17 protein-coding genes, 1 tRNA gene and 1 riboswitch are annotated in these 17,315 nt (G+C 70.9%); of the genes, 13 read left to right on the top strand and 5 right to left on the bottom strand.

From position 1 onward, the window contains the following. Positions 1–16 precede the first annotated feature (16 nt). Together botA and STRBO_RS0134555 are read right to left on the bottom strand one after the other, a co-directional pair. Entirely contained in the window at positions 17–151 is a 135-nt protein-coding gene (botA, locus tag STRBO_RS43215) for a bottromycin family RiPP peptide (RefSeq protein WP_005486703.1), read from the bottom strand. A gap of 146 nt (positions 152–297) precedes the next feature. Further along, positions 298–2,253, bottom strand: coding sequence for a RiPP maturation radical SAM C-methyltransferase (locus STRBO_RS0134555; RefSeq protein WP_028797009.1), 1,956 nt, complete (start codon positions 2,251–2,253; stop codon positions 298–300). 364 nt (positions 2,254–2,617) lie between these two features. On the opposite strand from STRBO_RS0134555, the gene STRBO_RS0134550 reads away from it, so the two are divergent. From STRBO_RS0134550 to rdgB, 6 genes are all read left to right on the top strand, one after another. After that, positions 2,618–3,457 carry a class I SAM-dependent methyltransferase gene (locus STRBO_RS0134550; RefSeq protein ID WP_005486696.1) on the top strand — a complete coding sequence of 280 codons (840 nt, stop codon included), beginning with the start codon at positions 2,618–2,620 and terminating at the stop codon, positions 3,455–3,457. A gap of 504 nt (positions 3,458–3,961) precedes the next feature. Then, positions 3,962–5,248: an MFS transporter gene (locus tag STRBO_RS0134545; RefSeq protein WP_005486693.1), complete on the top strand. Its 1,287-nt coding sequence runs from the start codon at positions 3,962–3,964 to the stop codon at positions 5,246–5,248. 96 nt (positions 5,249–5,344) lie between these two features. Further along, complete coding sequence (locus STRBO_RS0134540) at positions 5,345–5,602, top strand: PTS sugar transporter subunit IIB (RefSeq protein ID WP_078907449.1); 258 nt, start codon at positions 5,345–5,347, stop codon at positions 5,600–5,602. Positions 5,603–5,686: 84 nt separating this feature from the next. Next, positions 5,687–6,424, top strand: coding sequence for a ribonuclease PH (rph, locus tag STRBO_RS0134535; RefSeq protein WP_005486689.1), 738 nt, complete (start codon positions 5,687–5,689; stop codon positions 6,422–6,424). 155 nt (positions 6,425–6,579) lie between these two features. Further along, the gene (locus STRBO_RS0134530; protein ID WP_028797008.1) at positions 6,580–6,978 is read left to right on the top strand and encodes a hypothetical protein; all 399 of its coding nucleotides are present in this window, start codon (positions 6,580–6,582) and stop codon (positions 6,976–6,978) included. A gap of 34 nt (positions 6,979–7,012) precedes the next feature. After that, on the top strand, positions 7,013–7,615 hold the full coding sequence (rdgB, locus tag STRBO_RS0134525) for an RdgB/HAM1 family non-canonical purine NTP pyrophosphatase (protein ID WP_028797007.1): 603 nt from the start codon (positions 7,013–7,015) through the stop codon (positions 7,613–7,615). A gap of 44 nt (positions 7,616–7,659) precedes the next feature. On the opposite strand, the gene STRBO_RS0134520 is transcribed toward rdgB, so the two are convergent. Both STRBO_RS0134520 and bcp read right to left on the bottom strand, forming a co-directional pair. Then, positions 7,660–7,742, bottom strand: a tRNA-Leu gene (locus STRBO_RS0134520). Positions 7,743–8,070: 328 nt separating this feature from the next. Then, the gene (gene bcp, locus STRBO_RS0134515; protein WP_020115551.1) at positions 8,071–8,538 is read right to left on the bottom strand and encodes a thioredoxin-dependent thiol peroxidase; all 468 of its coding nucleotides are present in this window, start codon (positions 8,536–8,538) and stop codon (positions 8,071–8,073) included. 105 nt (positions 8,539–8,643) lie between these two features. On the opposite strand from bcp, the gene STRBO_RS0134510 reads away from it, so the two are divergent. From STRBO_RS0134510 to STRBO_RS0134500, 3 genes are all read left to right on the top strand, one after another. Beyond that, positions 8,644–8,973, top strand: a complete 330-nt coding sequence (locus STRBO_RS0134510) for a DUF3618 domain-containing protein (protein ID WP_020115550.1) — start codon at positions 8,644–8,646, stop codon at positions 8,971–8,973. 69 nt (positions 8,974–9,042) lie between these two features. Beyond that, positions 9,043–9,387, top strand: coding sequence for a GroES family chaperonin (locus tag STRBO_RS0134505; RefSeq protein ID WP_005486682.1), 345 nt, complete (start codon positions 9,043–9,045; stop codon positions 9,385–9,387). Positions 9,388–9,476: 89 nt separating this feature from the next. Then, positions 9,477–9,543: riboswitch (guanidine-III (ykkC-III) riboswitch) on the top strand. A 34-nt stretch (positions 9,544–9,577) separates the two neighbouring features. Continuing rightward, positions 9,578–9,898, top strand: a complete 321-nt coding sequence (locus STRBO_RS0134500) for a DMT family transporter (protein ID WP_020115549.1) — start codon at positions 9,578–9,580, stop codon at positions 9,896–9,898. Between the two features lie 10 nt (positions 9,899–9,908). Here STRBO_RS0134500 and STRBO_RS0134495 read toward each other — a convergent pair whose 3' ends face one another. Beyond that, positions 9,909–12,839: a transglycosylase domain-containing protein gene (locus STRBO_RS0134495; RefSeq protein WP_005486679.1), complete on the bottom strand. Its 2,931-nt coding sequence runs from the start codon at positions 12,837–12,839 to the stop codon at positions 9,909–9,911. A gap of 893 nt (positions 12,840–13,732) precedes the next feature. Here STRBO_RS0134495 and STRBO_RS0134490 point away from each other — a divergent pair. The 4 genes from STRBO_RS0134490 to STRBO_RS0134475 are packed head-to-tail and all read left to right on the top strand — an operon-like array spanning position 13,733 to position 17,310. Beyond that, positions 13,733–14,533, top strand: coding sequence for an ABC transporter permease (locus STRBO_RS0134490; RefSeq protein WP_028797006.1), 801 nt, complete (start codon positions 13,733–13,735; stop codon positions 14,531–14,533). Beyond that, a complete protein-coding gene (locus STRBO_RS0134485) occupies positions 14,526–15,407 on the top strand; it encodes an ABC transporter permease (RefSeq protein ID WP_005486676.1) in 882 nt (293 codons plus the stop codon). The genes STRBO_RS0134490 and STRBO_RS0134485 overlap by 8 nt, the downstream gene beginning before the upstream one ends. 10 nt (positions 15,408–15,417) lie before the next feature. After that, positions 15,418–16,425, top strand: a complete 1,008-nt coding sequence (locus STRBO_RS0134480; protein ID WP_381199121.1) for an ABC transporter ATP-binding protein — start codon at positions 15,418–15,420, stop codon at positions 16,423–16,425. Between the two features lie 33 nt (positions 16,426–16,458). Continuing rightward, the gene (locus STRBO_RS0134475) at positions 16,459–17,310 is read left to right on the top strand and encodes a DUF1707 SHOCT-like domain-containing protein (protein ID WP_005486674.1); all 852 of its coding nucleotides are present in this window, start codon (positions 16,459–16,461) and stop codon (positions 17,308–17,310) included. The last annotated feature ends 5 nt before the right edge of the window (positions 17,311–17,315 follow it).

The following is a 17,315-nucleotide window of genomic DNA, read 5'->3' as shown; positions in this document are numbered from 1 at the left end:
ACTCACCGGCCGACGCTCATGAGGTGGCTTCGCCGTCCCAGGCGCCCCAGGACTCCAGCTCCTCCATCTCCAGCGCGCTCAGTTCCGCGTTGTTGGGGTCGTCGTTGAGGAAGTCTGCGGTCATGCAGTCGAATACGACTACGGGTCCCATGGTGTGGTCCTTTCGTCTGTCTTCTCGTCCGTCTTCCGGGTTGCTGTGCGATGCCGCTGCGCGCTGTCGCCGTGCGCTTCCTTCGGCTCCAGCGCTCTTGCCTCCATGGGGACGCGGTGGCCCGGATCCGCGCGATGGGTGCCTCCTTACGGTCGAGCGGTGAGCGTGAGAGGCACGGGGGGACGAGCCCGCCGGGGAGTGCCCTTGGACGGTGGGGTCCGATAGGCCGAGGGCTGCTCGCGTACCGCGAGTGCGATGACCTTCGTGCCTTCGATGTAGACCCACCGCTTTCTGCGCCAGGCGTGCAGCGTGTCCAGGGCCTGGTCCCAGCGTTCCCCCTGCCACTCCTGCCCTTGGAGGTCGCGGAACCGGGTGCCGCCGATGACGGCGCGGAACAGCCGCGCCTCCTCACCCCGCAGGGTGGTGGTCCGCGGCGGCAGCCCGGGTCGTTCGTCGGTGAGGGTGAGCGAGTCGAAGCCGAGCCGGTAGCCGAAGCGCGCGGACTCGTGATGGGCGCGCCACAGCCGGACGCGTGCGGCGAGCCTGCGCCGCACCGGCCCGTTGGCCGGGTCGTCGGTGAAGTCGCCCTCGAAGTGGTACGCGATGTCCCAGAGATCCTCCTGCGACAGACCGGGATAGGCGTACCGGTAGCCCGGCAGCGGGCTGGTCAGCGTGAGCCCGTACTTCTCGGGCGCCTCGACGTACGGACTGAACCGGTCGAAGCGGATCAGTGTGATGTGCGGCGGAGTCAGATGCGTCAGCGACGCGACGACATCGAGCTGCGCCGTCAGCGAGTCCGGTGTCTCGTGCGGATAGCCGGTGAGGATGTTCCAGTCCGCCCGTACGCCGTACTCGGCGCAGCCCAGCAGGAACCGGATGTTCTGGTACGCCGTCGCGCCCTTCCTGAGATGCCGCAGCCCCTCCGTGCTGAGGCTCTCGATCCCCGGCTGCACGGAACGCACCCCCGCCCGGCGCACGGCCCGGATGTCGGCCCACTCCATGTTGGCCTTGACCTCGAAGAACAGGGAATGGTCGGTGTCGAGCTTCTCCACCAACGGCAGGGCCGTGTCGAGGTACTTGAGGTCGAGGATGTTGTCGACGGCGAAGAAGTCGAGGACGCCGTAGCGGTCCATGAGGTGGCGCAGTTCGTCGGCCACCCCGTCCGGGCTCTTGCTGCGGTACGCCATCGTCGCGCCGTTGAGGCCGCAGAAGGTGCAGTGGGTCTTCGCGCCCCACCAGCAGCCGCGGGAGAACTCCACGGGCAGGGTGATCTCGGGTTCGAGGCTGTGCAGACCGGCGGCGCGCAACTGCTCGAAGAAGCCGTCGTAGTCGGGGGTGGGTACGTCCAGGGCGCCGGCGGCGGTGAGCGGTGCGGCCGGCGTGCTGTCGGGGGCGGCGGGCAGTCGGGTGATCAGCCGGCCCTGGGAGCGCGGTGGGTCTCCGGCCCCGACCTGGTGGAGGAGGGCGACGAAGGCGTCCTCGCCCGGACCGTCCACGATCGCGTCCACGGCGGGGAAGTTGGCCAGCAGGGCGCGGCCCATGGAGCCCTCGCAGTTGCTGCCGCCCAGCACGATCACCCCGCCGTAGCCGAGGTCCCGCAGCCGCTCGGCCACCGCCAGCGACGGGCCGTTCTGGCTGAACATCGAGGTGAAGCCGATGACATCGGGCGCGGACTTCAGCAACTCGGCGGCCGTGCGCTCCACATGCCGGTCCGCGACCGCGCGCAGCGCGTCGACCAGCTCGATCGACGCGTCGTCGACCCGCCTCGCCCGCAACTGGGCGAAGTAGGCCTCCCGCCGGTCGGCGTCGCCCCGGCGGCACGAGAAGATCCAGTCGCCCACCGAAAGGTGATAGAGCTTTTCGGAGACCAGTTCATAGGCCTCCGCCCATTGCTCGTCGGAGAACCCGAGCATTTTCTGGGCCAGCCCGTAGAAATCCAGATAGGAATATCGGGCATCCACATGCCAGCCCTCGTTCTCGGCGAGCGAGCGCAGAATGCCGACCTGAATCGAAGGACGGATGACACTGTTCCATGGCATTGATACAAGGGAAACGTTTTTGGCGGTAGGCACGAAAGCAACCCCCGGAGCCGATTGCGGCAACTCGAATCACCGTAGAAGCGAGGATTACGCGAGTCAACAGTGATAAAAGGATCGGTATAGGTTGGCTGAAAACATTCGCCTGCCATGTACCTGGCGGTGGCATGTGGCCACGCATTCGTGATCGGCTCGGCGACCGGCGGGGAAGATCGGTGATCGTGCACGTATGTGCAGATGGGAGGCGTGGTAGACAGGCCGACGGGTCGCGTTGTACGGTGTATGGTGTTCCTCGCTCCATGATGTGACAGGAGTCGAAGCGGGCTGATCCTTCGGACGGATGAAAGTCTGCCGAGGGCTTTACCATATGGCTCGCCGAAGAATATTTCCCGCCGACCCTATTTCTGTGCGCAGAGAGGCGAGAAGTCGCGTGAAGATTTCCCTGACCGGTGCGGCGGAGACACTCCTCGCCCCTCTCTGTGCCCGCGCGCTCGACGCCCGATCCGCCCACCCCCTGCTCGGCGACCACATCGCGGCCGAACTCATCGACCGCATCGACTACGACTTCGGCCGCCTCGGCATGGGAGAGGCCACCGCCGTCGGGGTGGCCCTGCGGGCGCGCTATTTCGACCGCAGGGTCCGCGCATTTCTCCAGGCCCACCCCGAGTGCACCGTGGTCCACCTCGGCTGCGGCCTGGACAGCCGGTTCGAGCGCCTCGCCCCCGGCGCGGGCGTGCGCTGGTTCGACCTGGACCAGCCCGACGTCATCGAACTGCGCAAGCGGCTCTACCCCGCCCGCCCCGGCCACGAGACCCTCGCCGCCTCCGTCACCGAACCGGACTGGCCGGCCCAGGTCCCCACGGACCGGCCCGTCCTCGTGGTCGCCGAGGGCCTCAGCATGTACCTCTCCGCCGAGGAGGGACCCCGCATGCTGCGCACCCTCGTCGCCCGGTTCCCGCACGGCGAGCTGCTGTTCGACACGTACTCCCGCTTCGCCGTACGGTCCACCCGCTCCCTGAGCCTCTTCCGCAGGACGGGTGCCCGGCTGGCCTGGGGCGTGGACGACCCGCGCGAACTGGAGCGCGAGATACCCGGGTTGCGGCTGATCGAGGCCGACAGCGCGTACGCCACCGCGGCCGGCGTCGATGTGCGCCACCTGCCCCGCCGACTGCGCCTGCGGATGCGGATCGACACCCTGCTCCTGTCCCGGCTCCCGGTCCTGCGCGGCATCGGCCACCTTTCCCGCTTCGCGTTCGGCGGGTCCGGCTGAGCGGTGTGGGGCTCATCGGTTCGTCGGGGGAGCGGGGGCGGTGGATGGCCCTCGGCTCGTGGGAGCCCGTCGGTTCGTGGGGTTCGGCGGTCGAGGGGGCTCACCGGTTCGTGTGGGGCCATCGGTTCCTGGGGGCCCGTCGGTTCGTGGGGTTCGGCGGTCGAGAGGGCTCATCGGTCCAGGGGAACCGTCGGTTCGTGCGGGGTCCCGCCGGTGCGTTGGGGGCTCGTCGAAGCCCGGATCACCGGGATCACGGGATCTCCCGGGCCTGCCGGGTCACCTGGTCCTCCCGGGCCACCCGAGTCTCCCGGGTCACCCGAGTCTCCCGGACACCTGCGCCTCTCAGACCTCTCAAGCCCTCAGCCCGCACCTAGCCCCCAGCCCGAACCGGCCCCCCCAGCCCGCACCCCCCCCCGCCCCCCCCCGCCGCGAGATCCCGGCCGTCCGGCCCCGATGTCGGGCGACCACCGAACGGGCCACCGGCCCCCGACCCAGAATGCCCCGATGCTGCCGCTCTACCTCATCTCCCACGGCCTGTCCCTGCTGGGCAACACCGTGGCCTCCATCGCCCTCCCCTGGCTGGTGCTGCTGCGCACCGGTGACGCCACCGCGGTCGGCCTCGTCGCCGCCGCGAGCGCTCTGCCGATGCTTCTGTCGGCCGTCGCCGGAGGCGTGCTCATCGACCGGGTCGGCCGCCGGCGCCTCTCCATCGGCGCCGACCTCGCCTCCGCGGCCTGCGTCGCCGCGCTCCCCGTCGTAGACGGCCTCCTCGGGCTCACCGTCGTCTGGTTCGTCGTCCTCGGAGTCGCCGGCGCCGTCTTCGACGTACCCGGCATGACCGCCCGGGAGGCCCTCGCGCCGGACATCGCCGAAGCCACCGGCATCGGCATGGAGCGCCTCGCCGGACTCCGCGAGAGCATCGCCGGCGGCGTCGTGATCCTCGCCCCGGCCGCCGCCGGCGGGCTGATCATGCTCGTCGACCCGGCCACCGTCCTCTGGCTCACCGCCGGGTGCTCGGCCCTCGCCGCCCTCGTCACCCTCGCCCTTCCCAAGGCCGTCGGCGCCCGGAGCGCGCGCCCCGAGCAGAGCGAGAGCGCGGGCCTGCGAGGCGACCTCGGGCGAGGACTCGGCGTCCTGCGCGCCGACCGCGTCCTGACCACCGTCACCCTGGTCTCGGCCGGCAGCGTCGCCGTCCTCGCCCCCCTCCAGAACCTGGTGCTCCCCGTCCACCTCGTGAGCCAGAACTCACCCGGCGGCTTCGGTGTCGTCGTCTCCCTCCTCGCCATCGGCGGCATCACCGGCGCCGGCCTGTACGCCGCCCTCGGCACCCGCTGGTCCCGCCGCACCGTCTTCGTCGTCGCGCAGCTCACCTCCACGATCGGCGTCGCCGGACTCGCACTCCTGCCCCCGGTGCCCGTTATGTGGGCGGCCGCCGTCCTGGCCGGCGCCGGCGCGGGCCCCCTGCCCGCCCTCTTCCTGGTCCTCGTCACCGAACGGATCCCCGAGGAGGTGCGCGGCCGCGTCCTCGGCCTCCAGAACGCCGTGTCCATGACCGCCGTCCCGCTCGGCACCCTCGCCGCCGGGCTCGCCGTGGACCTGATCGGCCTCCGGCAGACCGGCGGGCTCCTCGCCGCCGCCTGGTGCCTGGTCACCCTCGCGATCCTGGCCCTGCCCGCCCTCCGCCGCCTCGACACGGGCCCGGTGACCCCGGCGAGCACCGGCCCCGGCCCCGAGACCGGCACCACCATCCCCGGCCAGGGCTCCGAAACAGCCGACACGACATCGGGCTGAGCCCCGGTCGCGTTTGGCGACCGTTCCCTCAGTGGTGTAGACCAGTGCGGGACAGTCCCGCAGACTGTCCCGCGTACGGTTGCGCACCAGATTCCGCTGGGCAAGACAGGGAGAGTGGCCATGGCCAGTAAGGCTGAGAAGATCGTCGCCGGGCTCGGCGGCCTCGACAACATCGAAGAGGTCGAGGGCTGCATCACGCGCCTGCGCACCGAGGTCCGAGACCCCGCCCTCGTCGACGACGCCGCCCTCAAGGCCGCCGGCGCCCACGGCGTCGTCAAGATGGGCACCGCGATCCAGGTCGTCATCGGCACGGACGCCGACCCCATCGCCGCGGAGATCGAAGACATGATGTGAGCCACGCGCGCCCACGCAGGGGCCCCTGTTCCCCGGACCGCCGGGGGAGGGGCCCCCTCCGTATGTGCCGATAGGCTCAGCGCCATGTCTCGAATCGACGGCCGCACCCCCGAACAGCTCCGCCCGGTCACCATCGAACGCGGGTGGAGCAAGCACGCCGAGGGCTCCGTCCTCGTCTCCTTCGGCGACACGAAGGTCTTCTGCACCGCCTCCGTCACCGAAGGCGTCCCCCGCTGGCGCAAGGGCAGCGGCGAGGGCTGGGTCACCGCCGAGTACTCCATGCTTCCCCGCGCCACCAACACCCGCGGCGACCGCGAGTCCGTACGCGGCCGGATCGGCGGCCGCACCCACGAGATCTCCCGCCTCATCGGCCGCTCCCTGCGCGCCGTCATCGACTACAAGGCGCTCGGCGAGAACACGATCGTCCTGGACTGCGACGTCCTCCAGGCCGACGGCGGCACGCGTACGGCGGCCATCACCGGCGCGTACGTCGCCCTGGCCGACGCCGTCTCCTGGGCCCAGGGCCGGAAGCTGGTCAAGGCCGGCCGCCAGCCCCTGACCGGCACCGTCTCGGCGGTCTCCGTCGGGATCGTCGGCGGGGTCCCCCTCCTCGACCTCCGCTACGAGGAGGACGTGAAGGCCGACACCGACATGAACGTCGTCTGCACCGGCGACGGCCGCTTCGTCGAGGTCCAGGGCACCGCCGAGGCCGAGCCGTTCGCCCGCGAGGAACTCAACTCGCTGCTGGACCTGGCCGTTTCGGGCTGCACGGAGCTGGCCCTCCTGCAGCGCAAGGCTCTTGATACGGTCCTCGAAAGGTAAAGGGCACCCCAAGGGCGCGGTCGCGGACGGCAACCACGGCGGCCCCGCCCGCGTCCTTGCCCATACGGGCGCACGGCACACCACCGTGCGCCCGGCCACACGGCGCCAGCCGTACCCGGGGCCGTCAGGCCTGCAACCAGTAGGAGGACCGTTCCATGGCCGCGAGTCGCCGACGTCGCATGACCACCATCGCCGGAGCCGTAGCTGCCGTCGCCCTCACGGCCGGGCTCACCACCGGCTGTGACGCCGTGAACAAGGCCCTGGACTGCGTCCAGACCGCCGACGCCATCGCCCAGAGCGTGAACGACCTCCAGCAGGCCGTGCAGAACGCGGCGGACGACCCCGCGCAGCTGGAGGAGTCCCTCGCCTCCATCGACAAGAACCTCGACGAGATCGGTGACAAGACCGACAACACCGACGTCAACAAGGCCGTGGACTCCCTCCAGAAGGCCGTCACCGACACCCGCACCGCCGTGGAGAACGGCGACGCGACCCCCGACATCAGCGGCATCACCGACGCGGCGGGCGAACTGACGAAGGTGTGCACCTCGTAACGGCCTCGCGCGGCGGGTGGCGATACTGGTGGGCATGACCCGCCTGATCCTCGCCACCCGCAACGCCGGCAAGCTCACCGAGCTGAAGGCCATCCTCGCCGACGCGGGCCTCGCCCACGATCTCGTCGGCGCGGACGCCTACCCGGACATCCCCGACGTCAAGGAAACCGGCGTCACCTTCGCCGAGAACGCCCTGCTGAAGGCCCACGCCCTCGCCCGGGCCACCGGCTTCCCCGCGATCGCCGACGACTCCGGCCTCTGCGTCGACGTCCTGGGCGGCGCCCCCGGCATCTTCTCCGCCCGCTGGGCCGGCCGTCACGGCGACGACAAGGCCAATCTGGACCTCCTCCTCGCCCAGCTCGGCGACATCGCGGACGAACACCGAGGCGCCCACTTCACCTGCGCGGCGGCCCTGGCCCTGCCGGACGGCACGGAGAGGGTGGTCGAGGGCCAACTGCGCGGCACCCTCCGCCACACCCCGACCGGCACCGGCGGCTTCGGCTACGACCCGATCCTCCAGCCGGACGGCGACACCCGGACCTGCGCCGAACTGACCCCCGAGCAGAAGAACGCGATCAGCCACCGGGGCAAGGCGTTCCGGGGGCTGGTGCCGGTGCTGCGGGAGCTGCTGGGCTGAGCAAGGAGAAGAGGGGCCGCTCAGCCGGGCGGCCCCTCTGCTTGTGCGGCCGATGGGAGTCGAACCCACATGGGCAAATGCCCCGAGGCACCTAAAACCTCTGCTTATACCATTCAGCAACGGCCGCAAGCTGTCAGCCATGGTAGCGGGCCGGCTCCGCCGTCGACGTCCGCCCCGGCGCCACGTGCTCGTGATCGCGTGGCAGTTGGGGCACAGCAACCGCGGGTTCTCGCGCCGGTCGTCGCTCCCGTCCTCCGTTGACGTGATCGACCTCCAAGGGGAGTGGGTGCCCTCGTCACATCGAGTCCGTCCCGCACATCGCGCATCGCTTCGACATGCCTGTTTCCGCCATGGCCCATCTGAGCCGGCCGTTTGGACAGTCACGTCCGGAATGCGGAACGGCTCGTACCGGGGGTCCGGTGCGAGCCGTTCTCGGGTGGGCGGGCTGGTGGGGCTCAGATGCCCAGGTCCTTGATGATCTTCGCCACGTGGCCCGTCGCACGGACGTTGTAGAGGGCGTGGGAGACCTTGCCCTCCTCGTCGACGATGATCGTGGAGCGGATGACGCCCATGTAGGTCTTGCCGTAGTTCTTCTTCTCGCCGAAGGCCGCGTAGGCGTCGAGAACCGTCTTGTCGGGGTCGCCGAGGAGGGTCACCTTCAGGGACTCCTTCTCGCGGAACTTGGCGAGTTTCTCGGGCTTGTCGGGGGAGATGCCGAGGACGTCGTACCCGGCGTCCGCGAGGAGCTCCAGGTTGTCGGTGAAGTCGCAGGCCTGCTTGGTGCAGCCGGGGGTCAGGGCGGCCGGGTAGAAGTAGACGATGACCTTGCGGCCCTTGTGGTCGGACAGGGACACCTCGTTGCCGTCGGCGTCCGGGAGGGTGAAGGCGGGGGCCACGTCGCCGGGCTGGAGTCGCTCGCTCATCGGTCCAGCGTAATGGCGGGCCCTGGCGGCGCGGCGCGGGGTGGAGCTGACAGACTGTCCGCAACCAAGAGAATTCACCGACAACCGACAACGGGAGGCCGCGCGGTGGCGGAGACCTCGGACATCAGAACCCCGGCCGAGATCGAGGCGGACATCAAGCGCCGCCGCGACAACCTCGCCGAGACGCTCGACGAGATCGGCGTCCGCGTGCACCCCAGGACGATCGTGGGCGACGCCAAGGCCAAGGTCGTCTCGAACATCGACCACACCTTCGGCAAGGCCTACGTCTCGGTCAACCGTGTGGTCAGCGACGTCAGGGGCCAGTTCGTCGACGAGGACGGGGCGCCCCGGGTCGAGCGCATCGTGCCGGTGGCCCTCGTGGTCGTCGGTGTCGTCGGCCTCCTCGCCCTCGGCACCCGGCGCCGCAGGGTCTGACGCGGACAGGGGCGCGGGCCGGGACGAGGACAGGACGAGGACAGGGACGAAGGCAGGTAGGTTCGGGGCGTGAGCGAGAAGACCCAGCACGACGACAAGCTGCCCATCCGGATGCTGCACGACCGCGTGCTCGTGCGGCAGGACACCGCCGAGGGCGAGCGGCGTTCCGGCGGCGGCATCCTGATCCCCGCGACCGCCGCCGTGGGCCGGCGTCTCGCATGGGCCGAGGTCGTGGCGGTCGGCCAGAACGTGCGGACCGTCGAGCCCGGCGACCGCGTCCTCTACGACCCGGAGGACCGGGCGGAGGTCGAGGTCCGGGGTGTCGCGTACGTCCTGATGCGCGAGCGCGATCTGCACGCCGTGGCCGCGGACCGGTTCGAGGGGTCGGAGGACTCCACCGGCCTGTATCTCTGAATCATCTCTGCATCATCTTTGAATTCTTTGCATCATTGCTTTTACAGGCGTGAGGGGCCGGTGACCATGGTCACCGGCCCCTCACGCCTTCGTTTTGCTACCTTGGGCGGAACCCGACGAGACGCGCCGTACCGGGATCCGCAAAGACGACGCACCCCGAATTCCGCTCATGGATCACGGAGGTGCCCTCATGGCCTGGGTTCTGCTCGTCGTCGCCGGACTGCTGGAGGTCGGCTGGTCGATCGGGATGAAGTACACCGACGGTTTCACCCGGCCGCTGCCCAGCGTGCTCACCGGCGCCGGCATCGTCGCCAGCATGCTGCTGCTGTCCCACGCCGCGAGGACGCTCCCCATCGGTACCGCGTACGGCGTGTGGGTGGGGATCGGTGCGGCCGGGGCGGCGGTGTGCGGCATGGTCTGGCTGGGGGAGCCGGCCACCGCCGCCCGGATCTTCTTCGTGTGTCTGCTGCTCGTGGCCGTGGTGGGGTTGAAGGCCACCTCCGGCCACTGAGCAGCCCCGGTCAACCGAACGGCCCCACCGAGGTGTCGCCTTGCGTGGTGGCTCCGCCGTCCGTCGTACCGCCGTCCGTGGTGGGGCCCCCGGTGGAGCCCGTGCCACCGTCGGTCGTGGCGCCGCCCGTCGACGTGGCGCCGCCGTCCGTCGAGGTGCCGCCGGTGGACGTGGTACCTCCGTCCGTCGCCGCGCCGCCCGTGGACGTCGTGCCGCCGTCCGAGGTGGGCGTGCCGCCGGTGGTCGTGCCGTCGCCGGTGTCGTCGTCGGACGGTCCGCCGGTCTCCTCGTCACCCGTGGCGCCGCCGGTCTCCTCGTCGCCGGTGGCCCCCGGCTCGTCGGCGGGCGTGCTCGGCGGGGTGTAGACGACGTCGGCGCCGACCTGGAGGTCGAGGTCGAACTGCTTGACCTTCTTGCCCTTCAGGGCGGTCTTGGTGAACTGCGCCCAGATGTCGGTGGGCGCCCCGCCGCCGTTGACGCGTTGCAGACCCATCGCGCCGTACAGGGGCTTGTGGGCGCCCGTCTTGGGGTCCTGGCCCATGACGGAGACGACGGTGGCGAGGTCGGGGGTGTAGCCGGCGAACCAGGCGGCCTTGTCCTCCTCGGCGGTGCCGGTCTTGCCGGCGACCGGGTGGCCGGAGGCCTGCGCGGCGGTGGCGGTGCCGCTCTGGACGACGCTCTGCAGCACGGAGGTGGTGGTGTCGGCGGCCTGGCGGCTGACGGCCTGCGTGGACTCCGTGGAGGGCAGGTCGACCGCCTGGCCGTCCTTGCTGATCTTCTCGATCATCGTGTACGTGCCGTGCCTGCCGTGGTTGGCGAGCGTGGCGTACACCTCGGCCATGTCCAGGACGCTCGCGGTGGCGGTGCCCAGGGCGATGGAGGGGTACGGGTTCATGTCCGGGGTGTTCTTGGGCAGACCGAGGTCGATCGCGGTCTTCTCGACCTTCTCGGGGCCCACGTCCACGGCCATCTGCGCGTAGACCGAGTTCACGGAGCTCTGGGTGGCCTGGCGGACGGTGATGTTGCCGTAGTTGACGTAGTCCTCGTTCTCGGGGGCGTACGCCGGGCCGGGCCAGCCCACGACGGGGCGCTTGTTGGTGCCGTCGTAGACGGTGTTGGGGGTGATCGCCTGGCCGCTCTGGTTGTTGGAGGAGTTGTCCACGGCGGAGGCGAACACGATGGGCTTGAAGATGGAGCCGTCCTGGAAGTCACGGCGGGTCGCGTTGTTCACGTACTGCTTGGTGTAGTCGATGCCGCCGTACATCGCGATGACCTTGCCGGTCTTCGGGTCGATGGAGGCGCCGCCGGCGCGGACGTATTTGTCGGCCTTGCGGTTCTTCTTGTCGAGCTTGTCCATCAGCTGGTCGTCGACGGCCTTGATGAAGGCGTCCTGCATCTTGGGCTGGATGGTGGTGGTGATGCGGTAGCCACCGCCGTTCTCCAGCGCCTTCTCGTCGATGATCTTGTGCTCGATGAGATACGACTTGATGGCCTCGACGAGGTAGCCGCGCTGGCCGGAGAAGGCGGTGGAGGTGGTGGCCTGCTTCGGCATCGGGAACTTCGCGCCGGTCCGCTCGGACTGCTTGAGCCAGCCCTCCTTGACCATGCCGTCGAGGACGTAGTTCCAGCGGGCGAGCGCCGCCTTCTTGTTCTCGGGGTGGGCGACGACGTCGTACATGCTCGGCGCGTTGACCAGGGCGGCGAGGTAGGCGCCCTGCTCGGCGGTGAGTTCGTCGGCGTCGATGCCGTAGTAGGCCTGGGCGGCGGCCTGGATGCCGTAGGCGTTGCGGCCGAAGAAGCTGGTGTTGAGGTAGCCCTCCAGGATCTCGTCCTTGGTCACCTCGCGGTCCAGCTTGATGGAGATGAAGAACTCCTTCGCCTTGCGGGTGACGGTCTGGTCCTGGGCCAGGTAGTAGTTCTTCACGTACTGCTGGGTGATCGTCGAACCGGACTGCTTGCCCTTGCCGGTGGCGGTGTTCCAGCCGGCGCGGAGCATCGCCTTGAGGTCGATGGCCGGCTCGGAGTAGAAGTCGCGGTCCTCGGCGGCCAGTACGGCGCGCTGGGCGTCCTTGGAGACCTTCGACAGCGGGACGTTCTCGCGGTTGACCTCGCCGTCGCGGGCGATCTGGGAGCCGTCGGCGTAGAGGTAGACGTTGCTCTGCTTGGTCGCGAACGCGTTCGCCTTGGGGATGTGGACCATGTTGTAGCCGAGCACGAAGGCGCCGACGATCAGCATGAGTCCGATGACGAAGGCGCCGAGCACCATGCGCCAGGTGGGGAACAGCCGTCTCCAGCCGGTGCGCTTGGGCCGCTTGCCCTTCTTGGCCTTGCCGCCCCCGGCCTGGGGGGCGGGGGAGACGGCGGGCACGGCGGCGGGCGCCGGGGCGGCGGCCTTCGTGGCGGAGATGACGCCCAGGGCCTGGGTCGGCGTGTCGCCCCCGGCCCCCGCGGACGCCACGGCGGGCTTGCGGCCCGGGGTGATGGCGAGCGTGGTGGTGGGGGTGTCGTCCCCGGCCCCGGCCGCCGCCGTTCGGGGGGCGGCGCCGACGGAGCCGCCCTCCGCGGTCGCGTCGGCGGCCTTGGCGGCTCTGGCCGCCCGAGCGGCTCTGGCCGCCCTGGCGTCGGGGACGCCGGCGGCGCTGCCACCGCCTGCGGCCGCGGGGCTGCCGGCGGCACCGGCGACGGGCTTGCCGTCGAAGACCGGGCCCTTGGCCTCCGGCGTACGGCCGGACCCCGAGCCGGGGTTCCCCCCGGGCGCCGAGCCGGAGGGAACCGAGCCGGACTTCCCACCGGCCGCCGCGCCGGACTGTGCGCCGGACTGCGAACCCGGCTTACCACCAGGTGCCGCGCCGGGCCGTCCACCGGAGGTCGCACCGGACTGTGCGCCGGACTGCCGACCCGTTGCCGCGCCGGACTGCCCACCAGGCGCACCGCCGGTCACGGCGCCGGAGCCGCCGCCGGACGCCGAGCCGGACCGCGCGTCCGGCTTACCGCCGGACGCACCCCCGGCCGGCCCCGACCGATCGTCGGACCGTCCACCGAACGGCGAGCCGGACTGCCCACCAGGCCTACCGCCATCGGCGGCGCCGGACTGCGCACCCGGCGTACCGGACTGCCTTCCGCGCTGCCCGCCGGATGCCGAGCCGGACTGGCCACTGGACGCCGAGCCGGAGCCACCCGACGGCCCCGCGGCCGCCGCGCCCGACCGTCCCCCGGTCGGCCCATCGGACCGTCCGTCCCGCCCCGCGCCGGGCGTCGTGCCCGGTCGCTCGGTGGACGGCGTGCCGGGCTTCCCGGTGGACGCTGCGTCAGGCCCCCCGGCGGACGCCCCGACAGGCTTCCCCGGGGTCGCCGCGGCGCCCCCGCGCGGGGCGGCCGTGTCGGGCCTCCCCTTCGGGCTGTCGCCCGGTGCGGGGCCGGGTCGGCCGTCGGTGTTCCCCTTGGCGGCGTGGTCGCCGGACCCCGGAGTCGTGCCCGGAGTGCGTCGCTCCGGGTCTCTCGGTGTCCAGCCCGGGCCGTTCCGCTTCGGCTGCGGCTCGTCGCTCATCGTGCTGCCGTACTCCTGTTTTCGCGTCGTACGTTCATTTCCGTACGGACTCGTACGCTTTGCGCCCACTCCGGGTCGGTTCTGCACCCTGGAGTAAGACTCCCGTTCCGTTCGATCCGTTCCCGGATCCCGGCACGTGCCCCGCACACCACAACGAGCACCACCGTCCGCCCCCGAAAACGCGTGGCAGGCCCCTCCGGCCGCGGACTAGGCTTCTGCGCTTCGGCCCGAATCGGTCCAGGCCTCGGCCTTTCGCCTAACTCTTCGCAGCGGATGGGAGTTTCCTCGTGGGCACAGGGCGGTTGTACGCCGCCGTCGCCGCCGGTGGTTTCAGGCGGTACGCGACATATCGGGTGGCCACCGCCGCGGGGGTGTTCACCAACACCGTCTTCGGCTTCATCCTCGCATACACCTACCTGGCGCTCTGGCACGAGAAGCCCCACCTCGGCGGCTACGACCAGGCGCAGGCCCTCACCTATGTCTGGGTCGGCCAGGCCATGTTCGCGGTGATGGTACTGGGCAGCGTCGGCTTCGAGGAGGAGCTGATCGAGCGGATCCGTACCGGGGACATCGCGGTCGACCTGTACCGGCCCGTCGACCTCCAGCTGTGGTGGCTCGCCGCCGACCTCGGCCGGGCCCTGTTCCAGCTGCTCGGACGCGGTGTCGTCCCCATGGTGTGCGGCGCCCTCTTCTTCGACCTGGCCCTGCCCGACGGCCCGCTGCCCTGGCTCGCCTGTCTCGTCGCGGTCGCCCTGGGGGCCCTCGTCAGCTTCGCGATCCGGTACATCGTCGCGCTGTGGGCGTTCTGGCTCCTCGACGGCGCCGGAGCGATGCAGATCACCTGGCTCACCGGGGTCTTCTTCTCCGGGATGCTCCTCCCGCTGAGCGTCTTCCCCGGCGCGCTCGGCGACCTCGCCCGCGTCCTGCCCTGGTCCGCGCTGCTCCAGGCCCCGGCGGACGTCCTGCTCGGCGAGGCCGACCCCTGGCGGACGTACGCCTTCCAGCTCGCCTGGGCGGCGGTGCTGCTGGCGGCCGGGCGGCTGATCCAGTCGGCGGCGACGCGGAAGGTGGTGGTCCAGGGTGGCTGACGTCGACGAGCGCCCCGTCACGGGCGCCGAGCGGGAGAACCCGTTCGCCGAGTACGGGACGTACAGCCGGGTCCGCGACGGGCTGCGCGCCTACCGCATGATCGCCGCCATGTGGATCCGCTCCACGATGGCCTACCGGGCGTCCTTCGCGATGACGACCTTCGGGAACTTCGCGGCGACCTCCTTCGACTTCGTCGCGATCCTGCTGATGTTCTCCCAGGTCGACGAGTTGGGCGGGTTCTCCCTGTCCGAGATCGCCCTGCTCTACGGCACCTCCGCCGTCGCCTTCGGCCTCGCGGATCTGATGATCGGCTCGATGGACCGGCTCGGCCGCCGGGTCCGGGACGGCACGCTGGACACCCTCCTCGTCCGCCCGGTGCCGGTGCTCGCCCAGGTCGCCGCCGACAAGTTCGCGCTGCGCCGCCTCGGCCGGGTCACCCAGGGCCTGTTCGTCCTCGGATACGCCCTGACCACGCTCGACCTCGCCTGGACACCGGCCAAGGTGCTGATGATCCCGCTGATGGTGGGCAGCGGCGGACTGATCTTCGCGGCGGTGTTCGTCGGGGGCGCGGCCTTCCAGTTCGTCGCCCAGGACGCCTCCGAGGTGCAGAACGCCTTCACGTACGGCGGCGCGACGCTGCTGCAGTACCCCCCGGCCCTCTTCGCCAAGGATCTGCTGCGCGGTGTGACCTTCGTCCTGCCGCTCGCCTTCGTCAACTGGGTGCCGGGGCTGTACGTCCTGGGCCGCCCCTACCCCCTCGACCTGCCGGCCTGGCTGGCCTTCGCGCCGCCGCTGGTCGGTGTGGCCTGCTGTGCGCTGGCGGGGGTCGCGTGGCGGGCGGGGCTGCGTTCGTATCGGAGTACCGGGAGTTAGGGAGCCAGGCGTGGAGTCAGGTGTGACGGACAGCGGGTTCATCGAACTCGACCAGGTGGAGAAGGTCTTCGACGTCCGGAAGAAGACGGGGTTCCTGCGGCGGGAGCGGCGTGAGGTGCGAGCGGTCGACTCGATCTCCTTCACGGTGGCGCGGGGCGAGATGGTCGGCTACATCGGGCCGAACGGCGCCGGGAAGTCGACGACGATCAAGATGCTGACCGGCATCCTGACGCCGAGCGGGGGCCGGCTGCGGGTCGCCGGCATCGACCCGTCCCGGGAGCGGACGCGGCTGGCCCGGCGAATCGGGGTGGTGTTCGGGCAACGTACGACCCTGTGGTGGGACCTGCCGCTCATCGACTCCTACCGGCTGATGCACCGTATGTACCGCATCCCCGACGCCCGTTACCGCGAGAACCTCGACCGCTGCGTCGAACTCCTCGAACTGGGCGACCTGCTGGACGTACCCGTACGGCAGCTCTCGCTCGGCCAGCGGATGCGCGGGGACATCGCGGCGGCCCTGCTGCACGACCCCGAGGTGCTGTACCTGGACGAGCCGACGATCGGGCTCGACGTCATCAGCAAGGCCAAGGTCCGGGAGTTCCTCAGGGAGCTCAACACCGAGCAGGGCACGACCGTGCTGCTGACCACGCACGACCTCCAGGACATCGAGCAGCTGTGCCGCCGGGTGATGGTCATCGACCACGGGCGTCTGATGTACGACGGGCCGCTGACCGGGCTGCACGAGGTGGGCGAGAGCGAGCGGACCCTCGTGGTCGACCTGGAGCGCGAGCTGCCGCCGATCGAGGCCGCGCCCGCCCGGGTCGTCCGGGTGGACGGTCCCCGGCAGTGGCTCGCCTTCCCGGCGTCGGAGTCGGCGGCCCCCCTGGTGGCGCGGATCGCGTCGGAGTATCCGCTGGTGGACCTGTCGGTGCGGGAGCCGGACATCGAGGCCGTCATCGCCCGGATGTACGCGCAACAGGCCGAGCGGATGGGGGAGTCGGAACAGGCCGTGTCATAGCTCGGCGCGGGGGTTCCTCGTACGCTGATCCGTATGACGGACGACCTGCCGGATGTTCCGGCCGCCGCGGATCTTCGTGCCTCCGACGCCGATCGTGAACGAGTCTCCGAGCAGTTGCGGGACGCCCTCGCGGAGGGGCGGCTCGACATGGAGGAGTTCGAGGAGCGACTGGACGCCACGTACAAGGCGCGGACCTACGGGGAGTTGGCACCGATCACCCGTGATCTGCCGGGCGCGGGGGCCGTGGCACCGCCGGAACTCGTGCCGCAGCCGTCCGTCTCGCTGGTCAAGGGGCCTGCCACGGACGCGAGTTGGCCCGAGCGGATCGTCGGCGGTGACGGGACGTCCACCTGGGGCGTGGCGATCATGTCCGGGTTCGAGCGCAAGGGGCGGTGGACCGTGCCCGAGCGGTTCGACTGCCTGGCGTTCTGGGGCGGCGGCGAACTGGACCTGCGGGAGGCGTACTTCGCGAGCCGTGAGGTCACGATCAACTGCGTGGCCGTCATGGGCGGCATCAATGTGGTCGTGCCGCCGGGGGTCGAGGTCGTCGTCCGGGGCGTCGGGATCATGGGCGGCTTCGACCACGGCCAGGAGGGCGTGCCGGGTGAGCCCGGCGCGCCCCGCGTGATCATCACCGGCTTCGCGTTCTGGGGCGGGGTGGGCGTGGTGCGGAAGGTGCCGAAGGCGGAGCGCCAGCGGTTGAAGGAGGCGCGCCGCCAGGAGCGGCTGGAGCGCCGGCAGGCCCGCCGCCAACTGCACGCGTCCCCTCGCGACCACACGCACGAGATGCACGAGGCGCACCGCGAGGCCATGGACGAGATCAGGGACGCGGTGCGCTCGCGGCGCGAGGAGGAGCGGGAGCGGCGGCGCAGACGCGAGCGGTAGGCCGG

Origin of the sequence: Streptomyces bottropensis ATCC 25435, from assembly GCF_000383595.1 — a bacterium.
Classification (GTDB): domain Bacteria; phylum Actinomycetota; class Actinomycetes; order Streptomycetales; family Streptomycetaceae; genus Streptomyces; species Streptomyces bottropensis.
The sequence above is the reverse complement of the archived record's forward strand: the minus strand, read 5'-3'. Positions and strand labels throughout refer to the sequence as shown.

Bases quoted from the DNA above. Each gene is read 5' to 3' on its own strand.
- botA (WP_005486703.1), bottom strand. From the start codon at position 151: ATGGGACCCGTAGTCGTATTCGACTGCATGACCGCAGACTTCCTCAAC.
- STRBO_RS0134545 (WP_005486693.1), top strand. From the start codon at position 3,962: ATGCTGCCGCTCTACCTCATCTCCCACGGCCTGTCCCTGCTGGGCAAC.
- rph (WP_005486689.1), top strand. From the start codon at position 5,687: ATGTCTCGAATCGACGGCCGCACCCCCGAACAGCTCCGCCCGGTCACC.
- STRBO_RS0134530 (WP_028797008.1), top strand. From the start codon at position 6,580: ATGGCCGCGAGTCGCCGACGTCGCATGACCACCATCGCCGGAGCCGTA.
- rdgB (WP_028797007.1), top strand. From the start codon at position 7,013: ATGACCCGCCTGATCCTCGCCACCCGCAACGCCGGCAAGCTCACCGAG.
- bcp (WP_020115551.1), bottom strand. From the start codon at position 8,538: ATGAGCGAGCGACTCCAGCCCGGCGACGTGGCCCCCGCCTTCACCCTC.
- STRBO_RS0134500 (WP_020115549.1), top strand. From the start codon at position 9,578: ATGGCCTGGGTTCTGCTCGTCGTCGCCGGACTGCTGGAGGTCGGCTGG.
- STRBO_RS0134475 (WP_005486674.1), top strand. From the start codon at position 16,459: ATGACGGACGACCTGCCGGATGTTCCGGCCGCCGCGGATCTTCGTGCC.